This is a genomic window from Phytobacter sp. (assembly GCF_059074235.1).
This window is the reverse complement of sequence record NZ_JCACPZ010000008.1, coordinates 724,577-750,582: the sequence shown is the minus strand read 5'-3', so window position 1 is coordinate 750,582 and position 26,006 is coordinate 724,577. Positions and strand designations below refer to the sequence as shown.

Below are 26,006 nucleotides of genomic sequence, written 5' to 3'. Positions count from 1 at the left end.
GAAATGGAGAGCGGTGTTGTAAATAGCGTCATGAAAAAACAGGAAGCCATCTGAATGGCTTCCTGTTTGCGATGTCATTAATGTTTATCGTGCTTTTGGTTAGTACTGGCTAAAAATGATTTCAGTTTTTCGCCGTAGAATTTGGCCGACATTGTGGTGCCGTGGCCGCTGGTCTCGGCGCTTGCCGGGATCAGGAACAACTCAGCCTGTTTAATCTGTTTTAATTCACCTGCAAGAATGCCGGTTTCAACGGGATTACGTTCGTCATCTGCTGAGTTAATAATCAGCATCGGCGCGGTAATCCGGTTCAGTGCAGGTTGCGCGTTATAATTTGCAGACGAACTCCAGATATAAATGAAGTCGTTAGCATCCGCGGTGACCGGCGCGGCGAGACGTCCATCGACCAGTTTATCGGCCTCGGCACGAGTCGGGGCTTTATGCTGGTAAGCCAGCGTGCCGCCGGTGGTGGCAATGCTGAACATAATATTGGCTGTTTTCAGCGCCGGAGGTTGCTGCTTGTAATTCCCTTCAGCCCAGGCCGGATCATTTTTGATTGACTCAATAAGCATGCGACGCAGCATCCAGTTACGCCCGGACAGCTCATTAGGCTGGGACGCCATTGGTACTAATGCATCCATCATTGACGGATATTTTTCGCCCCATAACCAGGTTTGCATGCCGCCCATCGAATAACCCATCACCAGGCGTAGATGAGAAATACCTAACCCTTCTTTGAGTAAACGATATTGTGCTGTCACCATATCGTCATAATCGTAGCGCGGGAATGCCATGCGCAAACCATCAGACGGTTTTGATGATTTTCCGGAACCGATACTTTCAGGGATAATAATAAAGTATTTACTGCTGTCGAGCGCCTGACCCGGCCCGAACAATTCACCGCCAAAACCCTGTGCTAATAAGGCTTTAACTGGTTGGTTTGTGCCGTGCAGCAATAAGACTGCCGGTTTACTTTTATCACCAATGGTGTAGTAGTGAATGCGCAGGTCATCGAGTTTTTCACCGCTGTTAAACGTGAACGTTTTAGCCGTCCAGTCAGCCTCGGTGGGGGTTGGGAATGTCGTTTCAGCCTGTGCTAAAGGTGACAAAGTTAACAGAATGGCACATGCCATGCCTGATACCATACGAATGAACATAGAAGTAACTCTTAAGTTATGTGCAGGTTATCGAACTGCGATGTTAGTTTTATTTCGTAAAAACCCAAATAAAAATCAATAACATCAGGTGCAATAAAGGACGATGCACTTTTTCTTTGTGTTTTAGCGATACGTTTATAATCCAGTTTTACTTATGCTAATACGCGGCTTGAACCCTCATCACTCGCCCTTTCATGAGCGATAATTTCCTTTTATTGTGAGAATTCTAACAGGGTGCTTTTAACGTTAAAGGGGGAGGGGACGAGCGGGTAAACAGACGACAAGCGTGAGCCTAAAGCATTTTGCTTGCTCTGCGAATTTCGTTGACACTGTGTGAGTCAATTAAATGAAAAATTAATGAATTTAATATTATTTGTAATTATAAATCCCAGTTGCGAATTGCGCTTAAAAATACCGACAGTGCGGGGTTATTGTTGGTTTTTGAATACACCAGAAAATTGTTGGCTTGTATATTGGCATCCTCAAGCGTCATAAAGGTGACATTTTTGAAACCCAGGGTCTTAGCGGATGCGGGCACAATGGCACACCCAAGACCTGCGTTGACTAACCCCAGAATAATATGTGTTTGCCCCAACTGGTGGATGTAGTCCGGCTGTATATTGTTAAAGGCAAAAAGGTCAGCAATACGTTCAAAAAAGTAACGTCCTTCCACGGGGTCATACTGTAAAAATGGCTCCTTCTCAAACGCACTCAGCGGTATCTTCCTTTTCTTCGCGAGCGGATGGCTGCTATGGAAAGCACCTACCATGGTCTCGCTTCTCAACGGTATATAATCAAGACGCGGATTTAATGGGACGTTGCGCACGAAACCCACATCAATTGACTGGTTCTCGATGGCTTCTATTTGCTTGTGCGAGACATTTTCCGTGAGCTGCACCTTGAGTCCGGGGGAGGAGATAGCCAGGTTTTTGAGCAGTTCAGGAATAAACGCCCAGGAGAAAACGGCCGTAAAACCAATGGATAACGTGCCATCTTCACCTTTGACATAGGATTGAGCAGACATCGAAAGCTGCTCTGTCTGGCGGAGTATTTGCCTTGCCCCCTTCAGCAGATGTTCGCCCATGCTGGTGAGCTTTACATGACGGTTGTCACGCTCAAACAGCGCCCCGCCCAGCGCTTTCTCAAGCAGCTGAATCTGACGGCTAAACGTAGGCTGCGTCATGTTAAGCCGGGCTGCACCGCGTCCGAAATGAAGCTCTTCCGCCAGTGTGATAAAGCAACGTAACTGATGATAGTCCATGATTTAATTTATGAATCAATGTATGTCACATCAGTATTGTACATGCATCCACGAAATGTCCATCATAAATATCAGTTTGGAAAAAAGAATAATTTAATAATGTGGAGTGTTCTTATTCCACGCAATTTATTAACAATGGCTATAGCCGAAACCATGGTGACTATTTCCAGATTCTATACCACTGTAGCAGTGGCATAGGATTTTCCGACCATTTTTTATGAGATTCTTCTTTTACTTATTAATGTGGATTATTGCGCTTTAATTGTAAGGGGAGTGTTGATATTAAGTAAATTTTGGAGCTTAAGGCCATGTTATCACAGAACACCAATGAAAAAGGTTCCCGGATAAGAATATGGATTTTATTAATGATCCTGCTTTTGTCTACGGTAGCCTACGCCGACCGTTCAATACTTTCTATTGCCGGTTCGGCTATTAAGGATGAATTCAATTTATCAACCGTACAACTGGGATTTATTCTTTCAGCATTTAGCTGGGCTTATGTTATAGGCCAGATACCCGGCGGGTTATTTCTCGATCGCTTCGGGACCAAAAAAGTCTACGGGGTTACCCTGGTTATCTGGTCACTCTCAACGCTTGCGATGGGATTCGTCGGTGCGTTTGAGTCAGATGTGGCAGGCGTCATCTTTATTATGTTTAGCTTGCGTTTTGTTCTGGGACTGATTGAAGCACCAAGTTTCCCGGCGAATGCCAGGGTTGCGGTGATGTGGTTCCCTAAATCCGAACGCGGCCGGGCATCATCGCTGTTTGCCTCTGCGCAATATTTTGCGGTAGGGATTTTTTCACCTCTTTCAGCCTGGTTAGTCTCTGAGTATGGTTGGCCGTGGCCCTTCTTCGTGCTGGGCATTGTGGGGATTATTTCCTTCTTTGCATGGACCAAATTCATGCATGAGCCACGTCATCACCCCATGGTCTCTAAGAAAGAGCTTGATTATATTGTTGAGGGTGGCGCGTTAATCGATATTGACAGTGTTCAGGAGCGTAAAGAAAAACCCCCGGTATCATGGAATACCATGAAGAAGTTATTAGGTAACCGCATGTTGTGGTGCGCCTATATCGGGCAGTATTGCATTATCGCGTTAAGTTATTTCTTCATCACCTGGTTCCCCATTTATTTAGTACAAGCACGTGGCATGGATATTTTGCACGCGGGCTTTGCAACTATAGCGCCCGCAATATTTGGTTTCGCCGGGGGAATTTCAGGCGGAATTATTTCTGATTACTTAATTCGTATTGGCTGGACGGTTTCCTGGGCGCGTAAAACGCCGTATATCGTCGGCATGCTGCTGGCTTCCACCCTGGTCTTCGCTGCAATAACCGACAGTAATTTCGTGGTGATTGCACTGATGTCTTTAGCCTTTTACGGCAAAGGCGTTGCGGCAGGAGCCGGCACCTGGGCCATTATCAGTGACACTGCTCCACGCGAAGCAGTGGGGCTTGCGGGTGCCGTCTTTAACGGTATCGGGAATATTGCCGGGATTGTGACGCCTATTATTTTCGGTTACATCGTTGCGATGACCAATAGCTATGGAACAGGTCTGGTCTTTGTCGCTGCGCACTGCATCGTTGCTGCACTTTGCTTCTGGTTTGTGATGGGGCCAATTGTCCGCGTCGGTGAAGGCCATGACGCAAAACAAAATACGCTGGCGACGGCACGTCAGTCATAAATAGCCAACGATTACCAAAGCCTGATAACGCTTTTGCCATCTCGTTTATCACGAATAAACGAGATGGCTTGTCTGAAAACATTGAGGTGAAGTTAATGGGTACACAAAAAATAGATGTAATGGTTATAGCACCACTTCCACCAGGTCTTTTAAATGAATTAGAAGACGCGTTCACCATTCATAACTGGTGGTTGTCAGAGGATAAAGAGGCGCTGCACAAACGCGTTTCTGCCAAAATCCGAGGGGTTGTTACACGCTCTCACCTGGGGATTGACGCTGCCATGCTGAAATCGCTCCCTGCGTTAGAAATCGTGTCGATTTTCGGTGTGGGGCTGGATGCAACGGATGTTGCAGCCGCACATGAGCAGGGCGTGATTGTGACTCACACGCCGGGTGTTTTGAGCGGTTGTGTCGCCGACACAGCTCTTGGTCACATGCTGAACGTTTCTCGCCGTTATCACGTGGCCGATCGTTATGTCCGTGAAGGCCAGTGGCTGAAAGAGCCATTCCCGTCTTCGTCCCGCCTGCATGGCAAAGTTTGCGGCATCGCCGGTTTAGGGCTGGTGGGCCAGGAAGTGGCAAAACGCGCTCAGGCCTTTGACATGGAGATTCACTATTATGATCCCTTCACGAAGCACGATCGTTTTAAACAATTCGATACCTTAACGGCGTTAGCTGAATCGGTGGATTTTCTGGTTCTGACGTTACCTGGCGGTAGGCAAACTCACCATATTGTGAACAGCGATGTTCTTAACGCGCTTGGGCCGGATGGCATTCTGGTGAATGTGGCAAGAGGGACGATTGTTGATCCTGATGCGTTAATTTCTGCATTAGCCAATAAAACAATTCTCGGGGCCGGGCTGGATGTTTTTGAAGATGAACCCAACGTCCCACTGGAATTATTCGAATACGATAATGTTTTCCTGACGCCTCACCTGGCCAGTAATACTCATGAAACCCGGGCGGAAATGGCGAACCTTGCCGCAGCCAATATTAAAAGCTACTTCGGGAATGGCCAGGTCTTTACACCCGTCAAACGCAAATAATAACGATCTCAGTAATGAAGTTGGATGCAAAAATGACAAACACACAAAGTAGTCCTGTTATTACCGATATGAAGGTCATCCCGGTTGCCGGTCATGACAGCATGTTGATGAATATTGGCGGCGCGCATAACGCGTATTTCACCCGTAATATCGTGGTGCTCACGGACAACGCCGGTAAAACCGGCGTTGGCGAAGCCCCCGGTGGCGAAGTGATTTACCAGACCCTGGTGGACGCCATCCCGATGGTGCTGGGGCAGGAAGTGGCCCGTCTGAACAAAGTGGTTCAGCGGGTGCACAAAGGCAATCAGGCGCACGATTTCGATAACTTCGGCAAGGGTGCCTGGACCTTTGAACTGCGCGTCAACGCGGTGGCGGCGCTGGAAGCCGCCCTGCTGGACCTGCTCGGCAAAGCCCTGAACGTGCCGGTGTGCGAACTGCTCGGGCCGGGAAAACAGCGCGATGCGGTGACCGTGCTGGGTTACCTGTTCTACATCGGCGACCGCACGAAAACCGACCTGCCGTATCTCGACAAAACCGATGGCCAGCACGACTGGTATCGCCTGCGTCATCAGGAAGCTATGAACAGCGACGCGGTGGTGCGCCTGGCGGAAGCGTCTCAGGACCGCTACGGTTTCAAAGACTTCAAGCTCAAGGGCGGGGTGCTGCCGGGTGAGAAGGAAATCGAGACCGCCCGTGCGCTGAAAAAACGCTTCCCGGATGCGCGTATCACGGTGGACCCGAACGGGGCGTGGCTGCTGGATGAAGCCATCGAACTCTGCAAAGGGCTGCAGGACGTGCTGACCTACGCGGAAGACCCGTGCGGGGCAGAGCAGGGGTTCTCCGGGCGTGAGGTGATGGCGGAGTTCCGTCGGGCGACCGGTCTGCCGGTGGCCACCAACATGATTGCCACCAACTGGCGTGAAATGGGCCACTCGGTGATGCTCAACGCGGTGGACATCCCGCTGGCGGACCCGCATTTCTGGACGCTGTCGGGTGCGGTGCGTGTGGCGCAACTGTGCGACGACTGGGGTCTGACCTGGGGTTGCCACTCCAACAATCACTTTGACATCTCACTGGCGATGTTCACCCATGTGGGCGCGGCGGCACCGGGTAACCCGACGGCGATTGACACGCACTGGATTTGGCAGGAAGGGGATGCGCGTCTGACGAAACAGCCGCTGGAAATTAAGGGTGGTCAGATAGCGGTGCCGGATGCACCGGGTCTGGGTGTGGAGATTGACTGGGCGCAGATAGAGAAAGCCCACGAGGCCTACAAACGGCTGCCGGGCGGTGCGCGTAACGACGCCGGTCCGATGCAGTACCTAATCCCGGGCTGGAAATTTGATCGTAAGCGTCCGGTATTTGGACGAGGTTAACTATCCAAATTAGACTCGAACCAGCCCCTAAGGCCGACAGATTAGGGGCTAACGTTGATTTTTAGCGGCGTGTAATATTGCGGATCAAAGGTCGATAACGGCAATGTGACCAGCGTATTATCCCTCTGCTTTTCGGTGAGCTGAATGAGGGTGATGGTGTTGGCTTTCTCAACGGCTTCGCAGTCGAACTCCGTCGCGGCATCAACGGAGCGGGTGGCATCACTGTCGCCAAATGCCGGAACATCCAATGTTCCTTTGCCCAGCGCTTCGCCCATTTTATCGGTGAGTTGCAGGGTGACGGAGAGATGACCGAACTCTCCGGCCCCTCCATTGTCCAGCCTGAATACGAGTGAGCAGACCCCCTGAATCCACATGCTGTCGGTATTACGAATGCTCATATATCGATGCTCTTCTGCTGCAACAGCCGAAATCCAGCCTGAGCTCAGAAGCACACCTGTTAATAAAATGCTTACTGTCCGTTTCATCACATGTCTTTTTATTGGGTGTAAAGAAGGAGAGGTCTAATGACCTCCCGTGGTCTTCTTGCAACTTTCCAGCCAGCCAGCAGTATCAATCTTGCCGTTTTCTAAATACTTCTGCTGATTCTGCCAGTGTGCAGCGAGGAAGGGCTTCAGGCCCGTCAGCCGTTTGTTGATCGTCAGCATTTGTTCGAACACCGACACTTCCTGTTTAAGACCGTCCTTGCCATATAACGTTGCCGAGTCAACCAGGCTACTGGCGTAGTAACCCGTCAACTGTTGAAGCCTGTCCGACTGCTCGCCCAATTTGGTTTTGCGATTAGCACAATTGGCATCGCTGGCGTCTTTGTCTTTGCACAGAAGTTCGTAGTTGTGATTCAGAAAATCGAGGAAAAGGCCATCATCCTGGAGCTTCGTGCATAAGAACGAGCCTAAATTCAGGCTGGCGCGAATCGACTGTGCACGCTCTTCCTGCTGCTTCTGATTACTCGCCCGAAGCTGGTTTTCGAGATCCTTCAGCTTCTGTTTTAGCGCCGCATCGTCGACACCCGATGCAAGACTACCCAACGCTTTAACCGTGTCTTTGGCTTCGTCTTTATTCTTCTCGCCGTTTTGATTTCCGGCACCCAGCGTCTCCCAGCTTTTTTCGAGCTGTTTTACTTTATCAGTTGAGGTAATTGCCGGGGCGACCAGCACCAGACGCAGCCCCGTCGCTTTACTGGTTGCCGGAGTAGCATTGTCGTAGTAATTCACTTCTTTACGGGCCGCGCTACGAATATCGGCAGGAGGGGACTGGAAGCTCCCACCGCGCACGACAAAGCCACCGGCCTGGCCATGCAGGCGGTTTAACTTGTTGAGATAAAAAGGCGTGAACATCATCTCCGAAACGTTGCCCAGCATGTCATACAAGCCCAGAGGATTGGGATTAAGTCGTCCAATCAACTGTACTTTCCCGTTGGAGGATTGCGCGCCAGAAAACCACTCATAGTTTTTCATATCATCCATGGGATAGTGCAAATCCCGGAACTCGGCCGTGTTGACCTTCAGCCCTCCACGCGCGGCGAACTCCCATTCAACTTCAGTCGGCAGTCGCAAAAATCCAGGTTTGCCATCCTCTTGCGGAAGCTTATCCAGCGCATTCGTGCGTAGCCACTGGTTATATTTATCGGTGGCCGAAACGGCATCGAACCAGCTCATTCCGGTGGCAGGCATGCTGAGCATGCGCGATGGAGTGGGGCAGGTGCCTTCCATCAGTGCCTTATATTGCAAACTGGTTAGCTCATATTTAGCGACCAGGTAATAACGGCCTTTGCTCTTTTTCGTTTCACCAAAGCTACCGGCAATAAAGGTCGGATAACTATGTTCGACAACGCCCCAGTCTCCGCCATCTTGCCCAAGCGTAATGGGGAGATCATCAAGAGGCCCCGACACGGGGATCTCAACACGGCGAAACGCCATCGATCCTTCGCAGGGCATGGGTAGAACGATGTCTTCAGCATCCGGCTTGGGATTCCAGGTATTCTCAGCCCAGGGCTCCGCCAGCGCGGAGGACATATTGGCGAGCAGGCCGAGCACTAACCCGTACCGCAGTGAAGAAAGAGTTAAAGTCACGAACAATCTCCGCAAATCATCAGTTGATTAAAAGTGAGGTCAATACCTCACACCTCGCGCAGACTCTGCGCAGGCTCAATTTTTATAGCGCGCCAGGCACCAATGGTGGCGACCAACAGTGCCACGACAACCGTCATCAACATTGCCAGGAGACTATGCTCCAGGGTTATTTTGCACAGCATCTGATCGGTCGCCTGGCTTCCCGCCAGCGCCTGGTTAAATATCTGGCTGGCAACCAAATAGATGCCATATCCACCGATATAGGCCAGCAGGCTGAGCAGGCAACCTTGCAAGATGACATACAGCCCGACGGCCGGACCGGTAAAGCCGAGCAGGCGCAAAACGGCAATGTGTTTACGCTTGCGATCGACATTGGCAATAAACGAGCCGATCAGGGAGGCGATGCAGCCCACCAGGGCCGTTGCAGCAATGATATTGAAAATCACCCCCAGCACCCTGTTGATGCTCTTTACGTTTTCAATATCAGCCAGGCGACTGGTGGTTTCTATGCGTTGCGCGCGCAGGTCACGTTCAAGGCTGGCAACCTGATTGATATCTTTGGCATACAGGCGCGCGCGGGCATAAAGGGGCGGTTTGTCGTTAATCTGGCTCCCGCTGCCGATACCAAGATCGTTCACGGCGTAGCCGTCACGAAAACGCTCCAGCATCAGCAGTAGCGCCGGTTGGGTGAACAGGGCAGCGCGGTTGAAATAGGTCGACGGTAATATGCCCACGACGGTCAGCGACTTACGCCCCCATTCCCGGCGCTCTTCGAGCTGACGGCTGACGCGCAAGGTGAGCGTATCACCGACGTTAACCGCGAGTTTGCGCGCAGCCTCTTGTGTCAAAACGATCTCGTTCTCGTGGTCAATGCGAAGCGTTCCGAGTAGCGGATCGCCGGCAGCCGTCGGAATCACTTCGGCATTTTCGATAAAATGAGTACTGTCAGCCTGCAAATCAGCAAGGGTATTCAGTGAACGCGTCTGCCCGATGGCAAAGCCCACATCGGGGCGCTGACGTAAGTTCTCTATCCAGTTTTGATCGTAGCTGCCACTGCTGAGCATGCGGATTTCAAGATTGCGGGGGTCACGAGTCAGATCCTCTTGTAACTGGCTGACAATCCCAAAACGCAAGCCAAACAGAAGCAACAGCGGGGCGATAACTGCGACCAGGGATGATGCAATACAAAAAGAGATAATGCGGTCATGCCATAAATCTTGCAGGGCCAGTCGTCCCAGCAAAAGCGTTCGATTAAAAGACAAAATGGGTTCCCCTTTGGACTTGTGCGTCAGAGGATTGCTCCAAATCAGAGTCAAGGCGGGCCACTAAACAGGGTAAGTCGAAGCGTTGCACCAGTGGCCAATCGTGGCAGACAACCAGCGCCATCATCTGCTCCTGGTGAACCAGGTCAATGAAGAGGCTGAAGAGCTGCTGGGCATTGTAGGGATCCAGCGCCGCGGTGGGTTCATCGGCCAGCACCAGTCTGGGGCGATGCACGACCGCACGCGCAAACGCGGTTCTCTGTCTTTCACCAAACGACAGTTGTGCAGGATATTTGGCCAACAGCGGGCCCAGTTTGAGCGTATCAATGACCCTGTCGAGCATGGCTTTATCGGGGGGGATCCCGAGTAACTGACTCGGCAGCTGGATATTGTCGCGCACGGTGAGAAAAGGCAGCAACCCACCGTTTTGCAGCACAAAACCCAGATGGCGTGCGCGAATATCTGCCAGTCCTGCCTGGTGATTAGTGTTGAGCAGTGTGGCAACGTCCTGTGGTTTCTCATTGTCACTTAACTCAAAACGGCTGATCTTACTGGGGCGCAACAACAGGCCAATGGCTTCGAGCAGCGTACTTTTCCCGCATCCACTTTCGCCGGTCACCGCCACCACCTGACCTGGCCGCAGCGTTAACTGCGGCAGATAGACATGATGCGCCTGGGTTCCCTCGCCACGAATAACACACAACTCCTCAATGTGTAGCATCAGGGCATCATTTCCAGCGGAACAGGATACACGCGCTCACGGGGATCGCTGCCTTTGGCAAGTTCCACCCAGCGGTCCACATCAGCATTATATTTCTGGTAGTGGCGAAGTTTGGCTGACAGGGTGCGGATGAATTTCTCTTGCGACAAACCATCCCAGCTTTTCCATGTCTCTTCATCGAGATTCAGGACGTCGCTACGGTAAGGCAAATCAGCAAGGTATTCGCCCAATACGCCCAGCTCGTTGATCTTGCTATTTTCTTTCTGTTTAAGTTGGTTAGGGTCCGCGCCCATGGTGGCAGCGACGGTACGCAGCCGCTCAAACATTTTATCGGGGGATATCATTCCTTCGTTTGCGGCTTGCAGGATTTGGCTGACGACATCGCTCAAATCGCTTAACTGCCCTTTGGTGAGCAGGACACGCACATCAGTGGTCGGGATATTCTGCTTAATCAGATCGCGGTCACTGATCCAGGCCCTGAAGACCAGAGGCGCCTGAGTGTCGTTTTTCTTACCCAGGTAGGCGAGCTGCATAGCATGACCAATAAGCGCGGTATCCTCGAGCAACTTCTCCTCTGGGGTAGCTTTTTTACCCTCCTCTTTAGAGTAGAGCGCGCTACCGATGGCCGGGTCACCCATATACGCAGACTTGACCTGCTCAGTGATAGCTGTTGCCAGTGCATCAACTTGCTTACCAAAGGTTTTCAGGTCACCGGCATCTACCGCCTGGTACAGGTTTGACTGGGTGCTGTCGAAGGTAGAGAGATCCCGATACTGGCTTTCGGCTTTTGCATGGTCATCTTTACCGGAAGGGGTCTTGAGGTGCAGGGTATAAATAGCAATACCGCGGTTGCCTGCTTCCAGTCTCAGCTGTTTGGCATCCATGCCGGTTCCTGACAATTTGTTGCTCCCTTCAATTGCTCCCGCATCGGTGATTAGTACCATGTAGCGTGCGCCGAAGGGGCTCCAGTCAACGTTGTCGATGGCAGACATGACGCCTGCATAGGCATCTTCATCGTAAAGTGAACTGGACACTTTGGCTTCTTTTAGTCCTGCGACTTTCTTCAGAAAATCGTCACCATCTTTCACCTGATTGGGGTCGGCGTAGATCTTCGTGGTGTACTCCAGTCCCGGCACCGCTTTAGTATTTGATCGGAATGAAACCAGACCAAATTTAACCTGTTCCTGCAGATGCTCTTGTTTAATCTTGTCGTAAATCTTATTGACCGCTTCTTTGGTGCGTTCGATGTATGGGCCCATCGAAATGGTTGAGTCGATCACGAACACAACCGTGGCATTAAAGCCTTTTAGCTGGTTAACATCGGCTGCCTGTTTTACTTCAGGATCTGCTTTGCTGACTGAGGCAACGTTCAGTAAGCGTGTGTAGAATCCGTTTTCCGTCATGACCTCTTCGCCGCTTAAAATCGGCAACAAATAAAACTGCTTTTGCAGATCCACAAAGTATTCCGGTTCCTGCGCCAGAACGCCCTCAGCATTACCATCACGTTTCAGGTGCGCGCGAAGCGGTGCCACCAACGAGACCGGGTCGGGAGCCGAGAGAATATCGTCCAGGCTTTTTCTCTCTTTGAAAAACATCAAACGGTCGCGGTTCGCGGGGTTGGTAAAGGCCAACGTAAGCTGCATTTTCCAGTCGACGGTGCACGACTGAGGCAGCCAGCCAATGGTTTTGCCGTAGCTGTCTGGCCCTACCTGGATCCAGTTTTTCCCGTTAGCCTCGGCTTTTTGATACACATACAGACTGCTAAAGGCGGGCTGAAGCACGCCTTTATCATCACCCGCTGTGGTACCCAATTTGCAGCCTGGTGTGGTCAGCACCCTTTGATATAATGTTTTTTTGCCTTCCTGCAACAGGGGTTTATCCCCTTCGGCTGCAAGTGCATGACTACCCAGAAGCAGTCCGAATAATGGGAGCGCCAGCGTAAGAAAATGCCTCTTCATCATTTGCCCAACTCCTCAAGGCGCTGCTTCGCCTTTTGGTTATCCGGCTCAGTTTGTAGCACAGTGTCGTACCAGTAAGCCGCAGTATCCGGGTCTGACGTTTTGAAGCACTCGCTTGGCTTATGGTCTTTCGGATCGTATTCCCCGGCGTAAGCAAGTGCGACCTGGGTATCACCTCCCTGGGCGCGGTTGGCATACAGGCGCTGTGCGACACCACATTTCTTCGCGTCTTTGGCCGCCTGAATGATGGTCAGTAAAGCCGTACTGTCGAGCTTTTGCTGCACACAATTTTGGACAAAATCAAGCTCGCTCTGGCTGTTCAGATTGTCGATGGAACATGCACTGGCATTCGGCTTAGCTTCAGCTGCGACCGGAGTGGCTGGTGCTGCAGGAGCGGCAGGGGCCGCAGGGGCTTCTGGCGCAGCAGGCGTGGTGGGTGTCGCAATCTCAGGTTGCTTATCAACGGTGGCAGGCGCTGCCGCAGAGGAATCTCGTCCCATAAACCACCACAACGCTCCGGCTATAATCAGCAGCGCAATCACGATGCCTACAATGATCGGCACCAGAGATGTATTGCGCTTTGGTGTACGCATCTCTGGTTCCGGAAGGGGGGCAACCGGTGGCAGTGTGGGTTCCTTCTCGGGGGCTTCTACAGGTACAGAAACAGGTTCTGTGATCGGCGCAGACAGTACGCTACTGCTGCTGTAATTACCTGTCTGACCACGTGCATCGGAAGAAAACAGTTCGTCGCGCACCAGTTGCAGTGTTGTGCTGCGGGTTTCTCCCGATGCCAATTTGACCTGAATTTGCACCTGGCTTGCGTTTGCCAGCAGTGGATCCAGAAGGGTTGGGCCAATACGGAAACCACTACCCGTGTTTAACGGATAGCCACCATCAATGGTGAACCAATGAGGTGCCGGGCTCCAGCTGTTGTCAGGTTGCAGATAGTTTTGCTCATTGTTGCAAAGACTAAAGGTCAAATTAGCGAGAACAGTCTGTTCGCCACGCAGGCGGACCATTAATTGCGCAGTACCTGGCACCGCCGGTTGGCAGGCGAAAATTTTAGCTAGCATGACAGATTCTCTTGTTTCAATTGGCCGATGATACGGCCCAGTTGCTGGTTAAACTCAATGGAGATATCGCGAGAGGCGCTGTGGCCGGCGTTGTCCAGAATGAGCGTCATTAGCGCTGATAACCAGTCACCCATATAGGCAACACCCGGCTGCGGTGCGAGCGAGGGTAATTGCGGAAGCTCGTCTTGGCCAAGCGGGGCCTGCCGGGTAAAGACTTTCTTTTTCTCGCCCACATAGCTATTCGGGATCTTGTCCTCTGGCAATGAAAGGTAACCAAACCAGGCGATGAAATCGCGGATAGTCAACTGTGCACGTAAAACCTGGCGAGCCGTTAACTGGCTACGCAGCGTGCCTGCCTGCTCCTGCCCTGACAGCGCCTGTTTCAGTTTGCCCTCCAGGTCCAGACGGGTGGCCGCAGTGATCAGTTCCTCACAAAGCAGGTTGATCATTTCGCTACTCATACCCAGTTGCTGCCAGCTTGTGGTTTGCATTTGTACATCGCGCAGATGCGAAACCCAGGCTTTAAAGGCCTGACTGGCAAACGCATCGTCACGGCCTACCCGCTCCTGAGCAGGGACTGAATTGACTACGGCAGGTTGATCGTTCGTGGATGCACTGGCGAAAGGATTATCAGCAAAGGGGTTGCCGCCAAACGGATTAGAGGCAAATGCCACCGGCGCACGCGGTTCTCCCGTGGCCTGGGGTTCATAATCCTGATCGCGAATACTCAGGTAGATGTTATGCAGCTCTTTGGGGGGCAGATCCAGGCGACTCATCATTTCCCCTATGCTTTGCGAGCAGAATGACAAACCCTCCCATAGGTCTTTGGCAATGGCTTGCTTCTTCGCATACTGGCCGTCGCCGTCCTGTTCATACCAGCGCCCCAGCTGTTTATCGCCTGTCTCCTGACGGCTATGCAGCAGCTGCGTTTGCAAACGGTCCAGCTTGAACTTGAGATTAGCGACGCCGCGCAGTGCTTCAGTGAGGCGGTACATACCACCATCATTCAGCGTCAACATGGCATCCCACGCCGCTTTGGGGTCGGCTACGTGGCGATTCACTTTCTCCCTACTGGCAAAGACAGTACCCATGGTGACGAGTACGTCACGGTAACGGTCAGCGATAGCGACTTCTTTTAAGCTTTCCTGGTCAGGGATGTTTTCAAGCTCCAGGAACGGGTTATCTATTCCCGGTTTACGTACCAGGAAACAGTTGTTAAAGGGCTGCCGGGGCGACCATTCTTTTAGCCACTCATACTGGGCAAAACGTTCCAGTAGGGTGATATGCAACATGCCTTCACAGGCCTCTTTGAGTTGGCTCTCTGTCTTCTTCAGACTGTCAGTGATACGCATATCACACATGGTGATGGCCCAGAATAAGCCGGGTTTAGTCGCCCCACGCTCGTCTGCGTTTTTGCCCTGTGTTTTATCCACCCAGCGGGTTAACACCGGGCCAACATCTGCCACGTCACTTTGTTTAAACGAACTGGCGCAGACCACCAGGGCATTCATCTCCTGGTTATCGGTATAGCGTTCGAAAAGATAGGCGACCTTGCCGCGAAGCAGTAATTGTGAGACCGGATTAACCGGATCGGCATCTTTCAGAGCGGTGAGCTTAAGACGTCCGCGATAGCCGGGGAAGTCGAGCAAATCGACCTGCCTGGTAACGCTTTGGTCGGTAACGTCTGCCAGTGGGAAAATCAGTTCCGACGTCAGTGCCGCCAGTTCGGCTTGTGACAAGCTGGCGTTGCCTGTCTGCTGATTATCTTTCCAGAAGCGTATTTCGACAGTGTGACTCTGGCCAGAGCCAAGACTGTTGAGGCTGTCAACGTTCATGATGCTGCCACGGCTGTGATCGATAAGTGTGTCCAGGGGAGCAAACACCATCTCAGCGTGGTTCAGCCTTGCAAGCACATTGGCGAGCGAACGGTAGGTTTCAGTCAGCTCGGGTAACTCTCCCCAAAGCAGGGAGAAGAGGTCCGCACGTTCATTGGGGCTAAGCGTGGGGGCAATTTTCAACACCTGCGGCCAGTAAGCATGCTCCAGCTTTTCCACCGACTTCTTAAAGGACGCATTAAGGTAATCCCATAGCGCCACGACATCTTCGCTGCTGACACCTGTGTTCGCTGTTTGCTGGCCTGAACGCTGCAAGTAAGGGCGCAGGCGCTCTTCGATGCGGTTCTCATCCAACTGCCAGGTAAGCTGTTCGTGGTTAAAGTCATTAAACCAGGTATTAGCGAGGATTTTTGCCAGATCAATTTCACTGAACAGGCGCAGGGGGACCGGGAAACCCGGTGGGGTATTCGGCGCCTCCTTTGTAAAGCGGGTCACCAGACCCGTTGCTTCTTTACCACCGCCTACTGGGTTCACCTCTTTAATAAAATCTACTTTCCGACCGCCATACTGCGCTTCCAGTTCACCATTGCTACCCGCTGCTAATGCTGAAATAAGATAGGATTTGCCCGCCTGTGAGATGCCGAAGAAACCTACCGTCATGGGGGTGGTGGATACGCGAGTCAGGCTGTTAGCCAGATTACGGGTACGCAGTAAGCTAAGGTTAAGTTTATCCGCTTCGTTATCCAGGCGGCGCGAACGAGTCCGCACCGTATCGACCCAACCGAGTGCATCCTGACAGCCCTGAGCAATAGCTGCCCAACCTTGTTGAAGGCTAATTTGTTCGTTGTTCATTATTTTTTAACACTCCCGCTATCGAGCCAGTGTCGGCTGTCAATGAGCCCGGTATCAGGCATGGTATTGAGCTCCAGCTCTACATCTCTTTTGCTGAACGATTTATCGGTGTTACTGCTCACGTCGGCGATAATCAGACGATCGCTGATAAGACCTAACCGGCGAGCATCTTTTCCTTTATCAATCATGAGTCTGACGTTGAGATAAGGTGATCCGCTGTCAGTTGAAGCGGCTGCTGAGAACTTTCTACGGCCTTCTTCGCTAAATCGCAGGGTATACAGTGGAGCAGCAGACCAGCGCTCAGCATCCAACTGGCGATAGCCTAAGCGCAGATCGCCGCGCATGACGATGCTCTGCGTCGTGGGTTCGCCCTCAGGGCTGGTGATAACGGGCAAGGTAATCTGACCATTTTGCGATTCGATATGGCGATAGACGACGTCGGCATCGTGGATCAGGTTATCCATGTCGATGATGCCGATATGACGGATGGTCGAATAGGGCTTCAGCGCCGAGGTGCGGAAATGGAAGTTCGGGATGCTATGGTTGGCACACAGTTGCGTCAACATTGCGCCTACAGATGCAGTGCTCTTCGGATCGTCGATTTTGCCGTTTTTGTGGAAGGGATACCACGTGCCGGTCTGGTAGCCGTGCAGGGCTAAAACGCGGCCAGGAGGTAACGGCAGATTACGCCGAACAGTAGCCTGAATCCCCGGCAGCTGTGACGGACGCCCGGTTAGCAGTAACAGATCGCAGTTGTAGCAAGAGACGACTTCGCACAGAGCCGTGAGGACTTTATCAATGTTGAACTTGCCTGAGCACAGATCGCTGTGCATTCTGGCAAGCGCAAGATTGAGCACGATGTCACCCAGTTTGAAGTCTTGCGGTCCACCCGCCTTGAGAACTTCCCGGCGTACGAAGCCTTCCACCTCTTCCCGCAGGCTTCCCGCAGGCAGTAACTCACTGACACGCTGGTTAATCAGCAGATGAGTCTGTTCATCCAGTGGATCAAATTGCTCATAACGACTCAGAATATGCAGTGCCAGTGGAACAAACACCTGCAGGCTTAGCTGTTGGCGTAATACCGCTTCGGCTGCGCTGATGTTTTGAGCACCACACAACTGAGACATCAAGGTGTCGATGGTGCGAACGCCCGCCTGGTGCAGCGCCTGCTCGAAGGCTGGAAGCACATAGGACTGAATGATATCCAGCAGAATGTCATCACCGGCAATTTTAAAGCTGTCACGAAAACGCTGGTGGGGAATGATGTGAACGTTAGCCCCGCCGCTGGTGACGCCGTTGCGATCCAGTCGATAGTCGGTGATCACGAGGTCGGTGGTGCCGCCGCCAATGTCGATCGAGGCAACCGTAATGGCTTCGCGATCTTTACGATCCGGTCGCGCCAGATTATTGAAGAACACCTCCGGATGACCAGCGAAGTTCTGATTGATCTCGGTATAGAGATATACCAGTTGGGCACAGGAGGCTTCGTCCCACTCCACCCGAATCTTCGGCAGTGGGATCTTGATGTTGCTCTGAGTGTGTGACTCAAGCTCATCATCATAAGGATTATTCTCGCCTGTATGCCAGCGCAGAGATTTCCACACTAAGCCTACGGCCTGACGCATTCTGTCATCGAGGATGCAGCGCTCGGCCATGGGCAGACCTGGCGGAACGGTAAGAATAATGTGGCGAAGCTGGCGGGGAATTCCCGCGTGACCCTCGCGAATTCGCTGCTCCGGGCTGTTAATCTGGCTGATTGCCTGGGTCAACACTTCCGACAACATAAAGGTCATCAGTGAACTGCGGGAATAGCGCGGCGTAAAGACGGGGATACGATCCATTTCGTCTTCAATGGTGTGCAGCGCTTCGCCTTTCTCGTCGATTAAGTTGGCAAAAGGGGCGGCAGTGGCGAGGGGATTAGTGTCCTGCACATAGCTGCCGTTAAAACGCCAGCCCTGACCATAAAACTTCTCATCCCACAGGTAACGCTTAGGGCTGGATAGCCCTGTCGATCCTTCACTGCCACGACGACGGGCCGCCAAACGGCTGGCTTCTCCGCCGATGCGGGCGATAGTTGGCCACTGGAAAGCGTCATGGCGCCCGCTACGTACTGAGCAATGATCTTTACCAAAAAAGGCTTGAGAGAATTCGACCTGGCTTTGGAAGGGCTCAGTATAGACGTGTTCAGGTGAGCTAAGGTCACGCAGTTTGAGCACATAATTGTGCGAGAGTCCTGAACCTGACTGACCGTGGTCTTCAATCAGGATGCCGCAGGTGCGGGAGTTACCCACATCAAGAATCAAATCTACCGCTATGGGTTTGATGGCATTGATTTCACGGTTAGCAATCATTCTAAATTGCGGCAGTTCAATCGCAGGCTCTGTCTGCGTTTGCAGGCCTTCAACCGGAAGGGCCATTAATGACAGGAGATTAAGGTAATGGGCTAACGGATATTGCTGGATGAGCTCCTCCTCACGTTCGTCAATATCCCGTCCTTTGCTTGCGTCGGTATAGACTTCAAAAAGCCAGTCTTTCACCCAGTCTTGGGTCAGATACCAGTTAAGTGCGTAGGTGGCGGTCGCCACGGCAAATGTCGCCCCCGAATTCACATCTTCCTGGTTCGGGCTGAGATCGGCTGCGGCCTGCTGTTTCGCCATAATTCGGGTATCGATGGCCAGCGTCATGCGGTGGGTATGACCATCTAAATCCGGCTCATCAAGCTTCACTAAACGAAAACGTGCCCAGTTAAGCGGCCCCTCTTGGTAAATATTTGGCGGGCTAAAACGAAACAGGGGAAGAGGCAGCCAGACTTTATCCAACAGTTTCAGGCTCTGTTCGACAGAAATATCGTACTGGCTTTTGGCCTTCTCAATATTGTCAGGCGTCGGCTGGTAGAAGAAGTAATCGCGTTGCTCGTTGTAAATCAGACGAGTGAGTACGCCGTTCGCGAGTTTGACAAATTCACCCGCAGGCTGACGTTTAAGCGTTAAACCAAAATCCATAAACTGGATCCCGGAGTCGCCGACCAGAGTGATTTGACGATCGAAAGAAATAATCTCAGGCAACATAATGTAATTCGTCCCCGTTTAAGTATTGGGTTGAAGCATACGAATAGGGAAGGTTTTATCCCCATCATTGCTGCCGACACAATCGGCGCGGCCAGAGTCTGGCGATTTGCACGCTATGGTTGGGCCGATGAAGTTTGAACCGTCACTGCATTTCATCTGCTCGGGATTGATGATGTTCAATGCACCTTTCTCCACGTTCCCCATGGCTGCGCCCGTGCAGGTTACGCCGCTGGACTGACGTACGCTGACGGTGCCTTTACCCTGATTAAAGTTATATTGCAGCTGTAATGGTCGGCCGGTTTGCTTGTCCTGAATACCGCCGTTTACACGCCACTGTCCGTTGAGAAACTGTGCCGGGCCATCACTGACAGAGGGCGGGATCGTCAACGGTTCCCCCTGAGCCGGGATCACCGGTGGCTGGGTATGAGGAGCAACGACGGGCTGTTGAGCATCACCGTTTTGCGATTCACTCACTTGTGGTTCCTGACCCGCAGGCTGAACGGGTTCGACCGGGACGACGGTATCTGTCGTTTCACCAGGTGTAACCGGTGCGGCTACGTCTCCGGCAGGCGGCGCGGCATCTGTGGCAGGTGCATCAACTGGAGCATGATCCGTTGCGGCGTCCAGTGCAGGGTTAACATCGGTGGTGCCGGTCGATGTGACGTGAGAGGTTTCCCCGTTTTCAACCGTAGTCGACGGTATAGTCACATGGCTGTTTGCAGGCACATTGGTCTCAGGTACCTTGCCGCCACCGACATCAGTCACCGGTAGGGTGTGATTTTTATCGGCCGAAATCCCTGGCAATCCTGGTAATGAAAGCGACGGGACGCAACCACGCAGTAACCCCAGCAATAACGCCAGACACAGCAATGCCAGCAGGAACCACAATAGCCAGCGCCAGTTCCAGCGTCGGGTTAACGTTACTGTCTCTACTGGAGGAGGTGCATTTTGCACCCAGGATCCGCGGGCAGGAGGCTCGGTTTGCGCGACATTTGCAACCGTCGATGGCGTTGCGGGAACCGAAGAGGGTTCCAGCCAGTGCAGCGGATTACTCTGCACGCCAGTGGGATGGATAAAACCCCAGAAGGTAATAACCAGGACGCCATTAACCAGATAAACAAAGTCGTAATCCGGAAAGTGGACAACAGATTTTAAGAGCTGAGCAAATACCCGGCGGTCGCCACCTGCGCCGCTTTGATCGGCATTCAGCATCTGCTCACTTAACGCTTGTACAGCAATCTGGAATTCTTCAAATTGCTGACGTGCAGATGCCTGCTCGGTTTCACTTGCGCCACTCCAGGGAATGACATCACCAGGAAAGCTACTGTACCAGTCAGTCCTGTCGCCGCCCTGGTCATTTTGTGGGACCGCAAGGTGCCTTGCCAGGTCACGTCCTGCATCCAGCCGATAGATGGCTTCACGCAGCTGAAATGCCATCTTAAATACGGGATAACCGGTTTCCCCCAGTGCTTTAAACGAGGAGTTGTTGCCGGTACGTAACAGTGGTCCCTGGATCGAATTTCGCATTGTCTAAACCTTGTAGGGCTGTTAATTAACGCAAATTATATGGATGTGACTAATTTTTGCTTGCACCTGGTGTCCACTCAAAACCCCAGCCGTAGTACTTATCCAACGATTCCCGATCACTGAAGAAACTGTTGAGGCGCTCAACTTTTATGTCACCGTCAATGTTCTTTAACCTGGCGATTGCTGCGACGTTATTACGCTCGTCACCATCAATCAGCGTGGAACTGATCGGGGCCTGGTCTGGCACGTAGAGGGTGATCGTGGCATTGGTCCCTTGCCAGTTATTTGTCCCGCCGTAGATAAAGCTGTAGATCAATACTTCATCAATCTCTTGCCACTGACTGCCGTTGATAAACAACCATTCGCCATCCTGATTGTCACCACCACGCAGATCCTCTTTCAGCAGCATAAAGGGCGGTCTGTCATAATTACCGAGGAATTTGCTGAGGGCTTCAACACCACTTTTCTGGCCATCTTTGAAACGCACAAACGCCGCAATATCCAGGTCGACTGGCTTTTTATGCCCACCTTGTTGCCATGTCAGGTTGACCTTTATTCGCCCAAAATCCTTCCTTTTTTCAAGGCTTATGCTTGGGTTATCCTGCGTTAATTCGGTGTTGGCCGGAGGTGTTGCGGCTACCGCTGCCTGGGGTTCTGGTTTTACAGGAAGCGCAGTGTCAGACCGGGGGTGACAGAAGTACCACCAGCCTGCAAGTGCCAGCAGAATCAATAACAGCAGCAACAATAACCAAGGGAGAAAGCGCCTCCACCACGGCAACGGCGCGATGGGAGGGAGTGGCGCTGGTGTAACCTGCGAAGGTTTAGCCCAATCGGTGAGAACGGGCTCACCGCCGACGCCATAGCAGGTTAACGCCTGTGAATGAGTGAGTAATGTTTGTAATGCCTGAGCTGGTTTGTCATCTCCCCTGGCGACAAGCTGCTCGACCAAACCAGCAACAATGCCCTGATAATGCTGGCGCTTGTTCTGTACCACCAACTGTTCCGCTTCGCTTAACACTGAAAACGGTTTAGCAACCCCCTCGCGCGCTGTCCACCACTCAAGATGACCTTCGGCACTACGACGTGCGGTCGCATACAGTAGCGCCAGTGAAGGTGGAAGATAACGGTGAATGATGGCGACCGTTTCTTCATACGTTGCCAGCGTTGGATCATCAATTGGTGCAGATCGTGTTAGTCGTTGCATAATCCAGAGTCATTGTTGTTATTCGTTTCAGGCACTTTGTGAGCGACTGGCTGCTTATGAGTCGCGGATATCAGCATCTTCAGGACACGGGTATCTCATGTTCTTTTTTTAACAAAAAGGCAGCCTTTAAAGGTCGCCATTTCATCGTACAGTTAGCGAAGGGCGTTCGCTTGCTCAAGGGCTTCAGCTGTTTTTTTGGCTTCAGCAATTTTTTTCTCAAGAACGGCAATTTCAGTCGCGCTATTTGTTTGTTGGGCTTGTACCTGCAATTCTTTAAGCTTCTTAATTTCTTGCTGGTTTTGTTTGTTTTTAACTTTGCTTGACTGGAGTTTCTTCAGCGTCTGGGCTAAATCAGAACGCATTGCCGTGACTCTGGCTTGCTCATCTGCAAGTTGCTTGCTGGAGGCCAGTGCTCTATTTTGCGTATCGGCTAAATCCTGGTGCGCAATTTTATTATCGCGCTGGCTTTGCAGAACCTGGCGCTCTTGTTCATCAACTTTCTGTCGATAACCGCCAGAAGTCGTGCAGCTCAATTTAGTTAGAAAACTTGGATCCTGAGCATGTAAATCACAGTCCTGGGGGGAGGTTGTGCAGCCAGCAAGTAATAATGATGCGAGTAGGGCATATTTTCTCATGAAGGTATCCATGAAGTGATAGTCAGTATAAAAGAGCGCGGTCAAAACGAGCCGTAAAGAGGGCCGATAATAATATCGGCCTGTAATTATTAACCCAGTGAAATAGCCTGGCGCTGGCTAAACAAACCGTTCGCTTCGGATTCAAGCGCGGTGATTTGACCATTGAGTTTGCTATATTCTTTATTCAGCGTGTCTAATTTCGCCTTGTCAGTTGCGTTAGCCGTTTTTTGATCCTTCAGCGCGACCTTAAAGCCAGCATCTCTGTCTTTCATTCCCTTGAGGGTATCTTTCATGGTTTTGATGTTGGCATCAATCTGTGCCAGATCTTTGGTAGCCTGGGCTTTATCAAAGCCTGCATTATCTTTCTGGATGCTCATTTTAGTCAGCAGGGCACGGTTTTCACTGATGACCTGTTTCATTGCGGCAGAAGATTTTTCTACGTCAGCGGTATCTTTAGTAATGTCCTTATCCATAGCCTGCAGGCGGTCTGCCGTTGTAGCGTAATCTTTTTTAAGACCATCCAGATAGTAGTTAGCGGTCATACCTAAAGCACAACCCGCTGCTCCGCCAACGGCGGCACCGACGACAGCTTTTTTGGTGTCGCCTGCCAGGGCCCCGGCCAGAGCGCCAATCCCGGCCCCTGCCAGTGCACCCACTCCACAACCCTGGGCGGCAGAAGAACTAAAGAATTTAGTTTGTTCAGTACTGGTCAGACGGGGATCGGGTTTAGGGCCTGACAAAAGAGAACTGCCTGTATTGGCGCAGCCGCTAAGCAATAGGGTCAGAGATACCAGAAGACAAGTTGCGCTACGGTTGAACGGATTAGCCATCGTTTTATCCTTAAATTATCGCTGGCACAGCGCTGATGTATAAGTGTGCTGTCCATCGACACCATTGATGTATGAAAGTTGTTATAAAACTGAGCTATTTGTCAGTAGAGTGACAACTGCCCGATTGATATTCTCTTAAGCAGCGTGTTCTCAATAACCCTCGCAGGGTATTGATTCGAACGTATCTGTCAAAATCACGGTAAACAGGCACAACAGCGCGTGGCTTTAAAAGATTTAATAAACATCGGCGGAGCGATAAAAATCTTTAGGGCTTAATGTTAACATTTTAGCAATTAACCCTATCTCTTCTGTTTCAAAAGTCATATGAGATATTTAGTTCTAAAAATATGGGGTGAATTTGGTGTATTTTAATTTTTTAGAATAATCAACTCCCATTTCTTATAGTAAAATAGACATTACCTGTAACCCTGTAATTATGAGAGCAGCATTTTGAGGCTGGAAAAAATGCGGTTCTCAATATTCACATGTCAAACATGTCATACGGGAAATCTAAATGATCACCATCAATTGCTCTCTTGCAGCGGCTGAGTTCTTGTACAAGGGATTCAAAAAAGGCAATGATGAAGGATTTTTTGTTGATGCTGGGGCGCTCCCTTTTCCTGAGTTCCCTGGCGATCGCGGTCACGGTCAGAGCTTTCACTGGGTGGTACATGCTATAAAATTGGGGCGCTCAACTTGTCTCATTGCGATGGATTCTGATACGCGTTATTGCCATGTTATCCATCAGGCAAAGAAAGGGGATGTGCAAGACGTTTTACACCGTTTACTCGAGCGCTTCATCAATGGGATAGTGTGGCAGTGCCAGTATTATTCTTTGTGTGATGCGTCAGAAATGAAAACGGGTATCGACCGCTTTCTCGCACTGTATGGTGACTTACGTTTTTCTCAACGTATTGACAAAAGTGTTATGGCACATATTAATCAGGTCGCAGTAATCTATAGGGATCAGTGGCATGAGCTCGGTTTTTTTCCTGATGATGAAGAAACTGCTTTACATTTTGATCTGGAACTGAATCAAGATTTTCGTGCATGTAAGGGCGAAAAGTTTGGGCCACAGGTAAACGTGAAGATGCTCGAGCGGTGGCTGACTAACTTTATGCATTTCAGCCCGCAGCGAATCAGTGACGCACTTACCCTGATACAAAAAATCGAAAGGGAAAAGTGGCAGCGCAATCTGGCTGAGCCGCATTTGCGTTCAGATAATTAAGACCGCTCACAAAAAGTGCTTGGCTTTTACTGTTACTTTCCATGTAGTTGACCCTGTTATTCTTCCATCACCCTGAACTGCATATTCAGCATGGGCTGATTGTTATACATGCGTTGCACCTGATTCTGGGATCTTTGGTAAATGGATAACCTCAAGCCGTATAACTGATTTGCACCGCGAAAAGCGAAGTCAAAACGTAACTTTACTGTCATGCTTTGAACAATGTGGCAAAAAAGCGTTTATGTGCTGCCGGACAGTGGTGTTAATAGAGGGGGGATCATGCTCAAGGAAAATTTCAATGAACTGCAGCTCTTTCTGGTGGTGGCAAGGGAGCGAAGTTTCACCAAAGCAGCGGCTAAACTTGGGGTTTCGCAGTCTGCGATAAGCCATGCCATGAAAGCGCTGGAAGAGCGTCTCAACATACGCCTTTTGACCCGAACAACGCGCAGTGTTGCACCGACTGAGGTGGGCGAACGGTTGGTTGCCTGCCTGGAACCACGCCTTGCTGATCTGGAGCATGAGCTTGAAACCCTTTTTCAGCTCAATGGAACAGCAACCGGAAATCTCCGCCTCTCGGCAGGTGAGCATGCCGCACGAAGCCTCATTTGGCCGAAGCTCAAACCCTTTCTTCGACAATACCCGCAAATTAATGTCGAGCTGGTCGTCGATAACGGCTTTGTCGATATCGTTGAAGGGCGTTTCGATGCGGGTATCCGCCTGGGGGAGAGCGTTGATAAAGACATGGTCGCGGTTAGAATTGGCCCGGATATGCGCATGGCCGTGGTTGGGGCGCCCGACTATTTCGCCGCCAACGGGACGCCGCAGACGCCACATGATTTACAGCACCATAACTGCATCAATATGCGCTTACCCACCGTCGGCAATCTCTATCACTGGGAGTTTGAAAAAGAGGGGAAACCTTTGCGAGTGCGGGTTGAAGGACAACTGACGTTTAACCTGCTGTCAGAGCGCATCGACGCGGTGCTGTCCGGGTTCGGCATTGCCTGTGTGCCGGAAGACGTGATTGCGCCGTATGTGAAGTCCGGCGAACTCATCCAGATTTTGCAAACCTGGTGCCCAACATTTCCGGGCTATTACCTCTATTACCCAAGCCGGAGACAACATCCTCCCGCCTTTGCTCTGCTGATTGACGCACTCCGCTATTCGGAATAACGCAAAAACGACACCGCTGGGATGTCGT

At 51.3% G+C, this 26,006-nt stretch carries 19 protein-coding genes; 5 read left to right on the top strand and 14 right to left on the bottom strand.

Going from position 1 to position 26,006, the window contains the following annotated elements:
- Positions 1-77: 77 nt before the first annotated feature.
- A complete protein-coding gene (locus tag AC5JPW_RS21410; protein ID WP_494243092.1) occupies positions 78-1,154 on the bottom strand; it encodes an alpha/beta fold hydrolase in 1,077 nt (358 codons plus the stop codon).
- Positions 1,155-1,533: 379 nt separating this feature from the next.
- Positions 1,534-2,415, bottom strand: a complete 882-nt coding sequence (locus tag AC5JPW_RS21405) for a LysR family transcriptional regulator (RefSeq protein ID WP_494243091.1) — start codon at positions 2,413-2,415, stop codon at positions 1,534-1,536.
- A 308-nt stretch (positions 2,416-2,723) separates the two neighbouring features.
- Between AC5JPW_RS21405 and AC5JPW_RS21400 the strand changes: the two genes are divergently transcribed.
- The 3 genes from AC5JPW_RS21400 (at position 2,724) to AC5JPW_RS21390 (ending at position 6,522) form a co-directional block, all read left to right on the top strand.
- Entirely contained in the window at positions 2,724-4,100 is a 1,377-nt protein-coding gene (locus AC5JPW_RS21400; RefSeq protein WP_494243090.1) for an MFS transporter, read from the top strand.
- A 95-nt stretch (positions 4,101-4,195) separates the two neighbouring features.
- The gene (locus tag AC5JPW_RS21395; RefSeq protein ID WP_494243089.1) at positions 4,196-5,146 is read left to right on the top strand and encodes a 2-hydroxyacid dehydrogenase; all 951 of its coding nucleotides are present in this window, start codon (positions 4,196-4,198) and stop codon (positions 5,144-5,146) included.
- 32 nt (positions 5,147-5,178) lie between these two features.
- The gene (locus tag AC5JPW_RS21390) at positions 5,179-6,522 is read left to right on the top strand and encodes an enolase C-terminal domain-like protein (RefSeq protein ID WP_494243088.1); all 1,344 of its coding nucleotides are present in this window, start codon (positions 5,179-5,181) and stop codon (positions 6,520-6,522) included.
- A gap of 41 nt (positions 6,523-6,563) precedes the next feature.
- Here the strand turns inward: AC5JPW_RS21390 and AC5JPW_RS21385 are convergent, their stop codons facing one another.
- The 12 genes from AC5JPW_RS21385 to AC5JPW_RS21330 all read right to left on the bottom strand — a co-directional run bounded on the left by AC5JPW_RS21385 (position 6,564) and on the right by AC5JPW_RS21330 (position 23,577).
- Complete coding sequence (locus AC5JPW_RS21385; RefSeq protein WP_494243087.1) at positions 6,564-6,920, bottom strand: IrmA family protein; 357 nt, start codon at positions 6,918-6,920, stop codon at positions 6,564-6,566.
- Positions 6,921-7,043: 123 nt separating this feature from the next.
- Positions 7,044-8,612 carry a formylglycine-generating enzyme family protein gene (locus AC5JPW_RS21380; protein WP_494243086.1) on the bottom strand — a complete coding sequence of 523 codons (1,569 nt, stop codon included), beginning with the start codon at positions 8,610-8,612 and terminating at the stop codon, positions 7,044-7,046.
- Positions 8,613-8,659: 47 nt separating this feature from the next.
- Positions 8,660-9,874: an ABC transporter permease gene (locus tag AC5JPW_RS21375; RefSeq protein ID WP_494243085.1), complete on the bottom strand. Its 1,215-nt coding sequence runs from the start codon at positions 9,872-9,874 to the stop codon at positions 8,660-8,662.
- A complete protein-coding gene (locus AC5JPW_RS21370) occupies positions 9,864-10,595 on the bottom strand; it encodes an ABC transporter ATP-binding protein (RefSeq protein ID WP_494243084.1) in 732 nt (243 codons plus the stop codon). Before AC5JPW_RS21370 ends, AC5JPW_RS21375 begins: the two co-directional genes overlap by 11 nt.
- Positions 10,595-12,556: a vWA domain-containing protein gene (locus AC5JPW_RS21365; protein WP_494243083.1), complete on the bottom strand. Its 1,962-nt coding sequence runs from the start codon at positions 12,554-12,556 to the stop codon at positions 10,595-10,597. The genes AC5JPW_RS21370 and AC5JPW_RS21365 overlap by 1 nt, the downstream gene beginning before the upstream one ends.
- Complete coding sequence (locus tag AC5JPW_RS21360) at positions 12,553-13,626, bottom strand: hypothetical protein (protein WP_494243082.1); 1,074 nt, start codon at positions 13,624-13,626, stop codon at positions 12,553-12,555. Before AC5JPW_RS21360 ends, AC5JPW_RS21365 begins: the two co-directional genes overlap by 4 nt.
- Positions 13,620-16,313: a putative virulence factor gene (locus AC5JPW_RS21355; protein ID WP_494243081.1), complete on the bottom strand. Its 2,694-nt coding sequence runs from the start codon at positions 16,311-16,313 to the stop codon at positions 13,620-13,622. The genes AC5JPW_RS21360 and AC5JPW_RS21355 overlap by 7 nt, the downstream gene beginning before the upstream one ends.
- Positions 16,313-19,381, bottom strand: coding sequence for a virulence factor SrfB (locus tag AC5JPW_RS21350; RefSeq protein WP_494243080.1), 3,069 nt, complete (start codon positions 19,379-19,381; stop codon positions 16,313-16,315). Before AC5JPW_RS21350 ends, AC5JPW_RS21355 begins: the two co-directional genes overlap by 1 nt.
- Before the next feature lie 18 nt (positions 19,382-19,399).
- On the bottom strand, positions 19,400-20,908 hold the full coding sequence (locus AC5JPW_RS21345) for an SrfA family protein (protein WP_494243079.1): 1,509 nt from the start codon (positions 20,906-20,908) through the stop codon (positions 19,400-19,402).
- Positions 20,909-20,957: 49 nt separating this feature from the next.
- Positions 20,958-22,112: a tellurite resistance domain protein gene (locus AC5JPW_RS21340; protein WP_494243078.1), complete on the bottom strand. Its 1,155-nt coding sequence runs from the start codon at positions 22,110-22,112 to the stop codon at positions 20,958-20,960.
- Between the two features lie 152 nt (positions 22,113-22,264).
- On the bottom strand, positions 22,265-22,747 hold the full coding sequence (locus AC5JPW_RS21335) for a hypothetical protein (RefSeq protein WP_494243077.1): 483 nt from the start codon (positions 22,745-22,747) through the stop codon (positions 22,265-22,267).
- A gap of 89 nt (positions 22,748-22,836) precedes the next feature.
- Entirely contained in the window at positions 22,837-23,577 is a 741-nt protein-coding gene (locus AC5JPW_RS21330) for a YMGG-like glycine zipper-containing protein (RefSeq protein ID WP_494243076.1), read from the bottom strand.
- Positions 23,578-24,091: 514 nt separating this feature from the next.
- Here AC5JPW_RS21330 and AC5JPW_RS21325 point away from each other — a divergent pair.
- Together AC5JPW_RS21325 and AC5JPW_RS21320 are read left to right on the top strand one after the other, a co-directional pair.
- Positions 24,092-24,805, top strand: a complete 714-nt coding sequence (locus tag AC5JPW_RS21325) for a DUF6933 domain-containing protein (RefSeq protein ID WP_494243075.1) — start codon at positions 24,092-24,094, stop codon at positions 24,803-24,805.
- 279 nt (positions 24,806-25,084) lie between these two features.
- The gene (locus AC5JPW_RS21320) at positions 25,085-25,978 is read left to right on the top strand and encodes a LysR family transcriptional regulator (RefSeq protein WP_494243074.1); all 894 of its coding nucleotides are present in this window, start codon (positions 25,085-25,087) and stop codon (positions 25,976-25,978) included.
- Positions 25,979-26,006: the final 28 nt, after the last annotated feature.

Bases quoted from the DNA above. Each gene is read 5' to 3' on its own strand.
- AC5JPW_RS21410 (WP_494243092.1), bottom strand. From the start codon at position 1,154: ATGTTCATTCGTATGGTATCAGGCATGGCATGTGCCATTCTGTTAACT.
- AC5JPW_RS21405 (WP_494243091.1), bottom strand. From the start codon at position 2,415: ATGGACTATCATCAGTTACGTTGCTTTATCACACTGGCGGAAGAGCTT.
- AC5JPW_RS21400 (WP_494243090.1), top strand. From the start codon at position 2,724: ATGTTATCACAGAACACCAATGAAAAAGGTTCCCGGATAAGAATATGG.
- AC5JPW_RS21395 (WP_494243089.1), top strand. From the start codon at position 4,196: ATGGGTACACAAAAAATAGATGTAATGGTTATAGCACCACTTCCACCA.
- AC5JPW_RS21390 (WP_494243088.1), top strand. From the start codon at position 5,179: ATGACAAACACACAAAGTAGTCCTGTTATTACCGATATGAAGGTCATC.
- AC5JPW_RS21385 (WP_494243087.1), bottom strand. From the start codon at position 6,920: ATGAGCATTCGTAATACCGACAGCATGTGGATTCAGGGGGTCTGCTCA.
- AC5JPW_RS21370 (WP_494243084.1), bottom strand. From the start codon at position 10,595: ATGCTACACATTGAGGAGTTGTGTGTTATTCGTGGCGAGGGAACCCAG.
- AC5JPW_RS21365 (WP_494243083.1), bottom strand. From the start codon at position 12,556: ATGATGAAGAGGCATTTTCTTACGCTGGCGCTCCCATTATTCGGACTG.
- AC5JPW_RS21360 (WP_494243082.1), bottom strand. From the start codon at position 13,626: ATGCTAGCTAAAATTTTCGCCTGCCAACCGGCGGTGCCAGGTACTGCG.
- AC5JPW_RS21355 (WP_494243081.1), bottom strand. From the start codon at position 16,313: ATGAACAACGAACAAATTAGCCTTCAACAAGGTTGGGCAGCTATTGCT.
- AC5JPW_RS21350 (WP_494243080.1), bottom strand. From the start codon at position 19,381: ATGTTGCCTGAGATTATTTCTTTCGATCGTCAAATCACTCTGGTCGGC.
- AC5JPW_RS21345 (WP_494243079.1), bottom strand. From the start codon at position 20,908: ATGCGAAATTCGATCCAGGGACCACTGTTACGTACCGGCAACAACTCC.
- AC5JPW_RS21340 (WP_494243078.1), bottom strand. From the start codon at position 22,112: ATGCAACGACTAACACGATCTGCACCAATTGATGATCCAACGCTGGCA.
- AC5JPW_RS21335 (WP_494243077.1), bottom strand. From the start codon at position 22,747: ATGAGAAAATATGCCCTACTCGCATCATTATTACTTGCTGGCTGCACA.
- AC5JPW_RS21330 (WP_494243076.1), bottom strand. From the start codon at position 23,577: ATGGCTAATCCGTTCAACCGTAGCGCAACTTGTCTTCTGGTATCTCTG.
- AC5JPW_RS21325 (WP_494243075.1), top strand. From the start codon at position 24,092: ATGATCACCATCAATTGCTCTCTTGCAGCGGCTGAGTTCTTGTACAAG.
- AC5JPW_RS21320 (WP_494243074.1), top strand. From the start codon at position 25,085: ATGCTCAAGGAAAATTTCAATGAACTGCAGCTCTTTCTGGTGGTGGCA.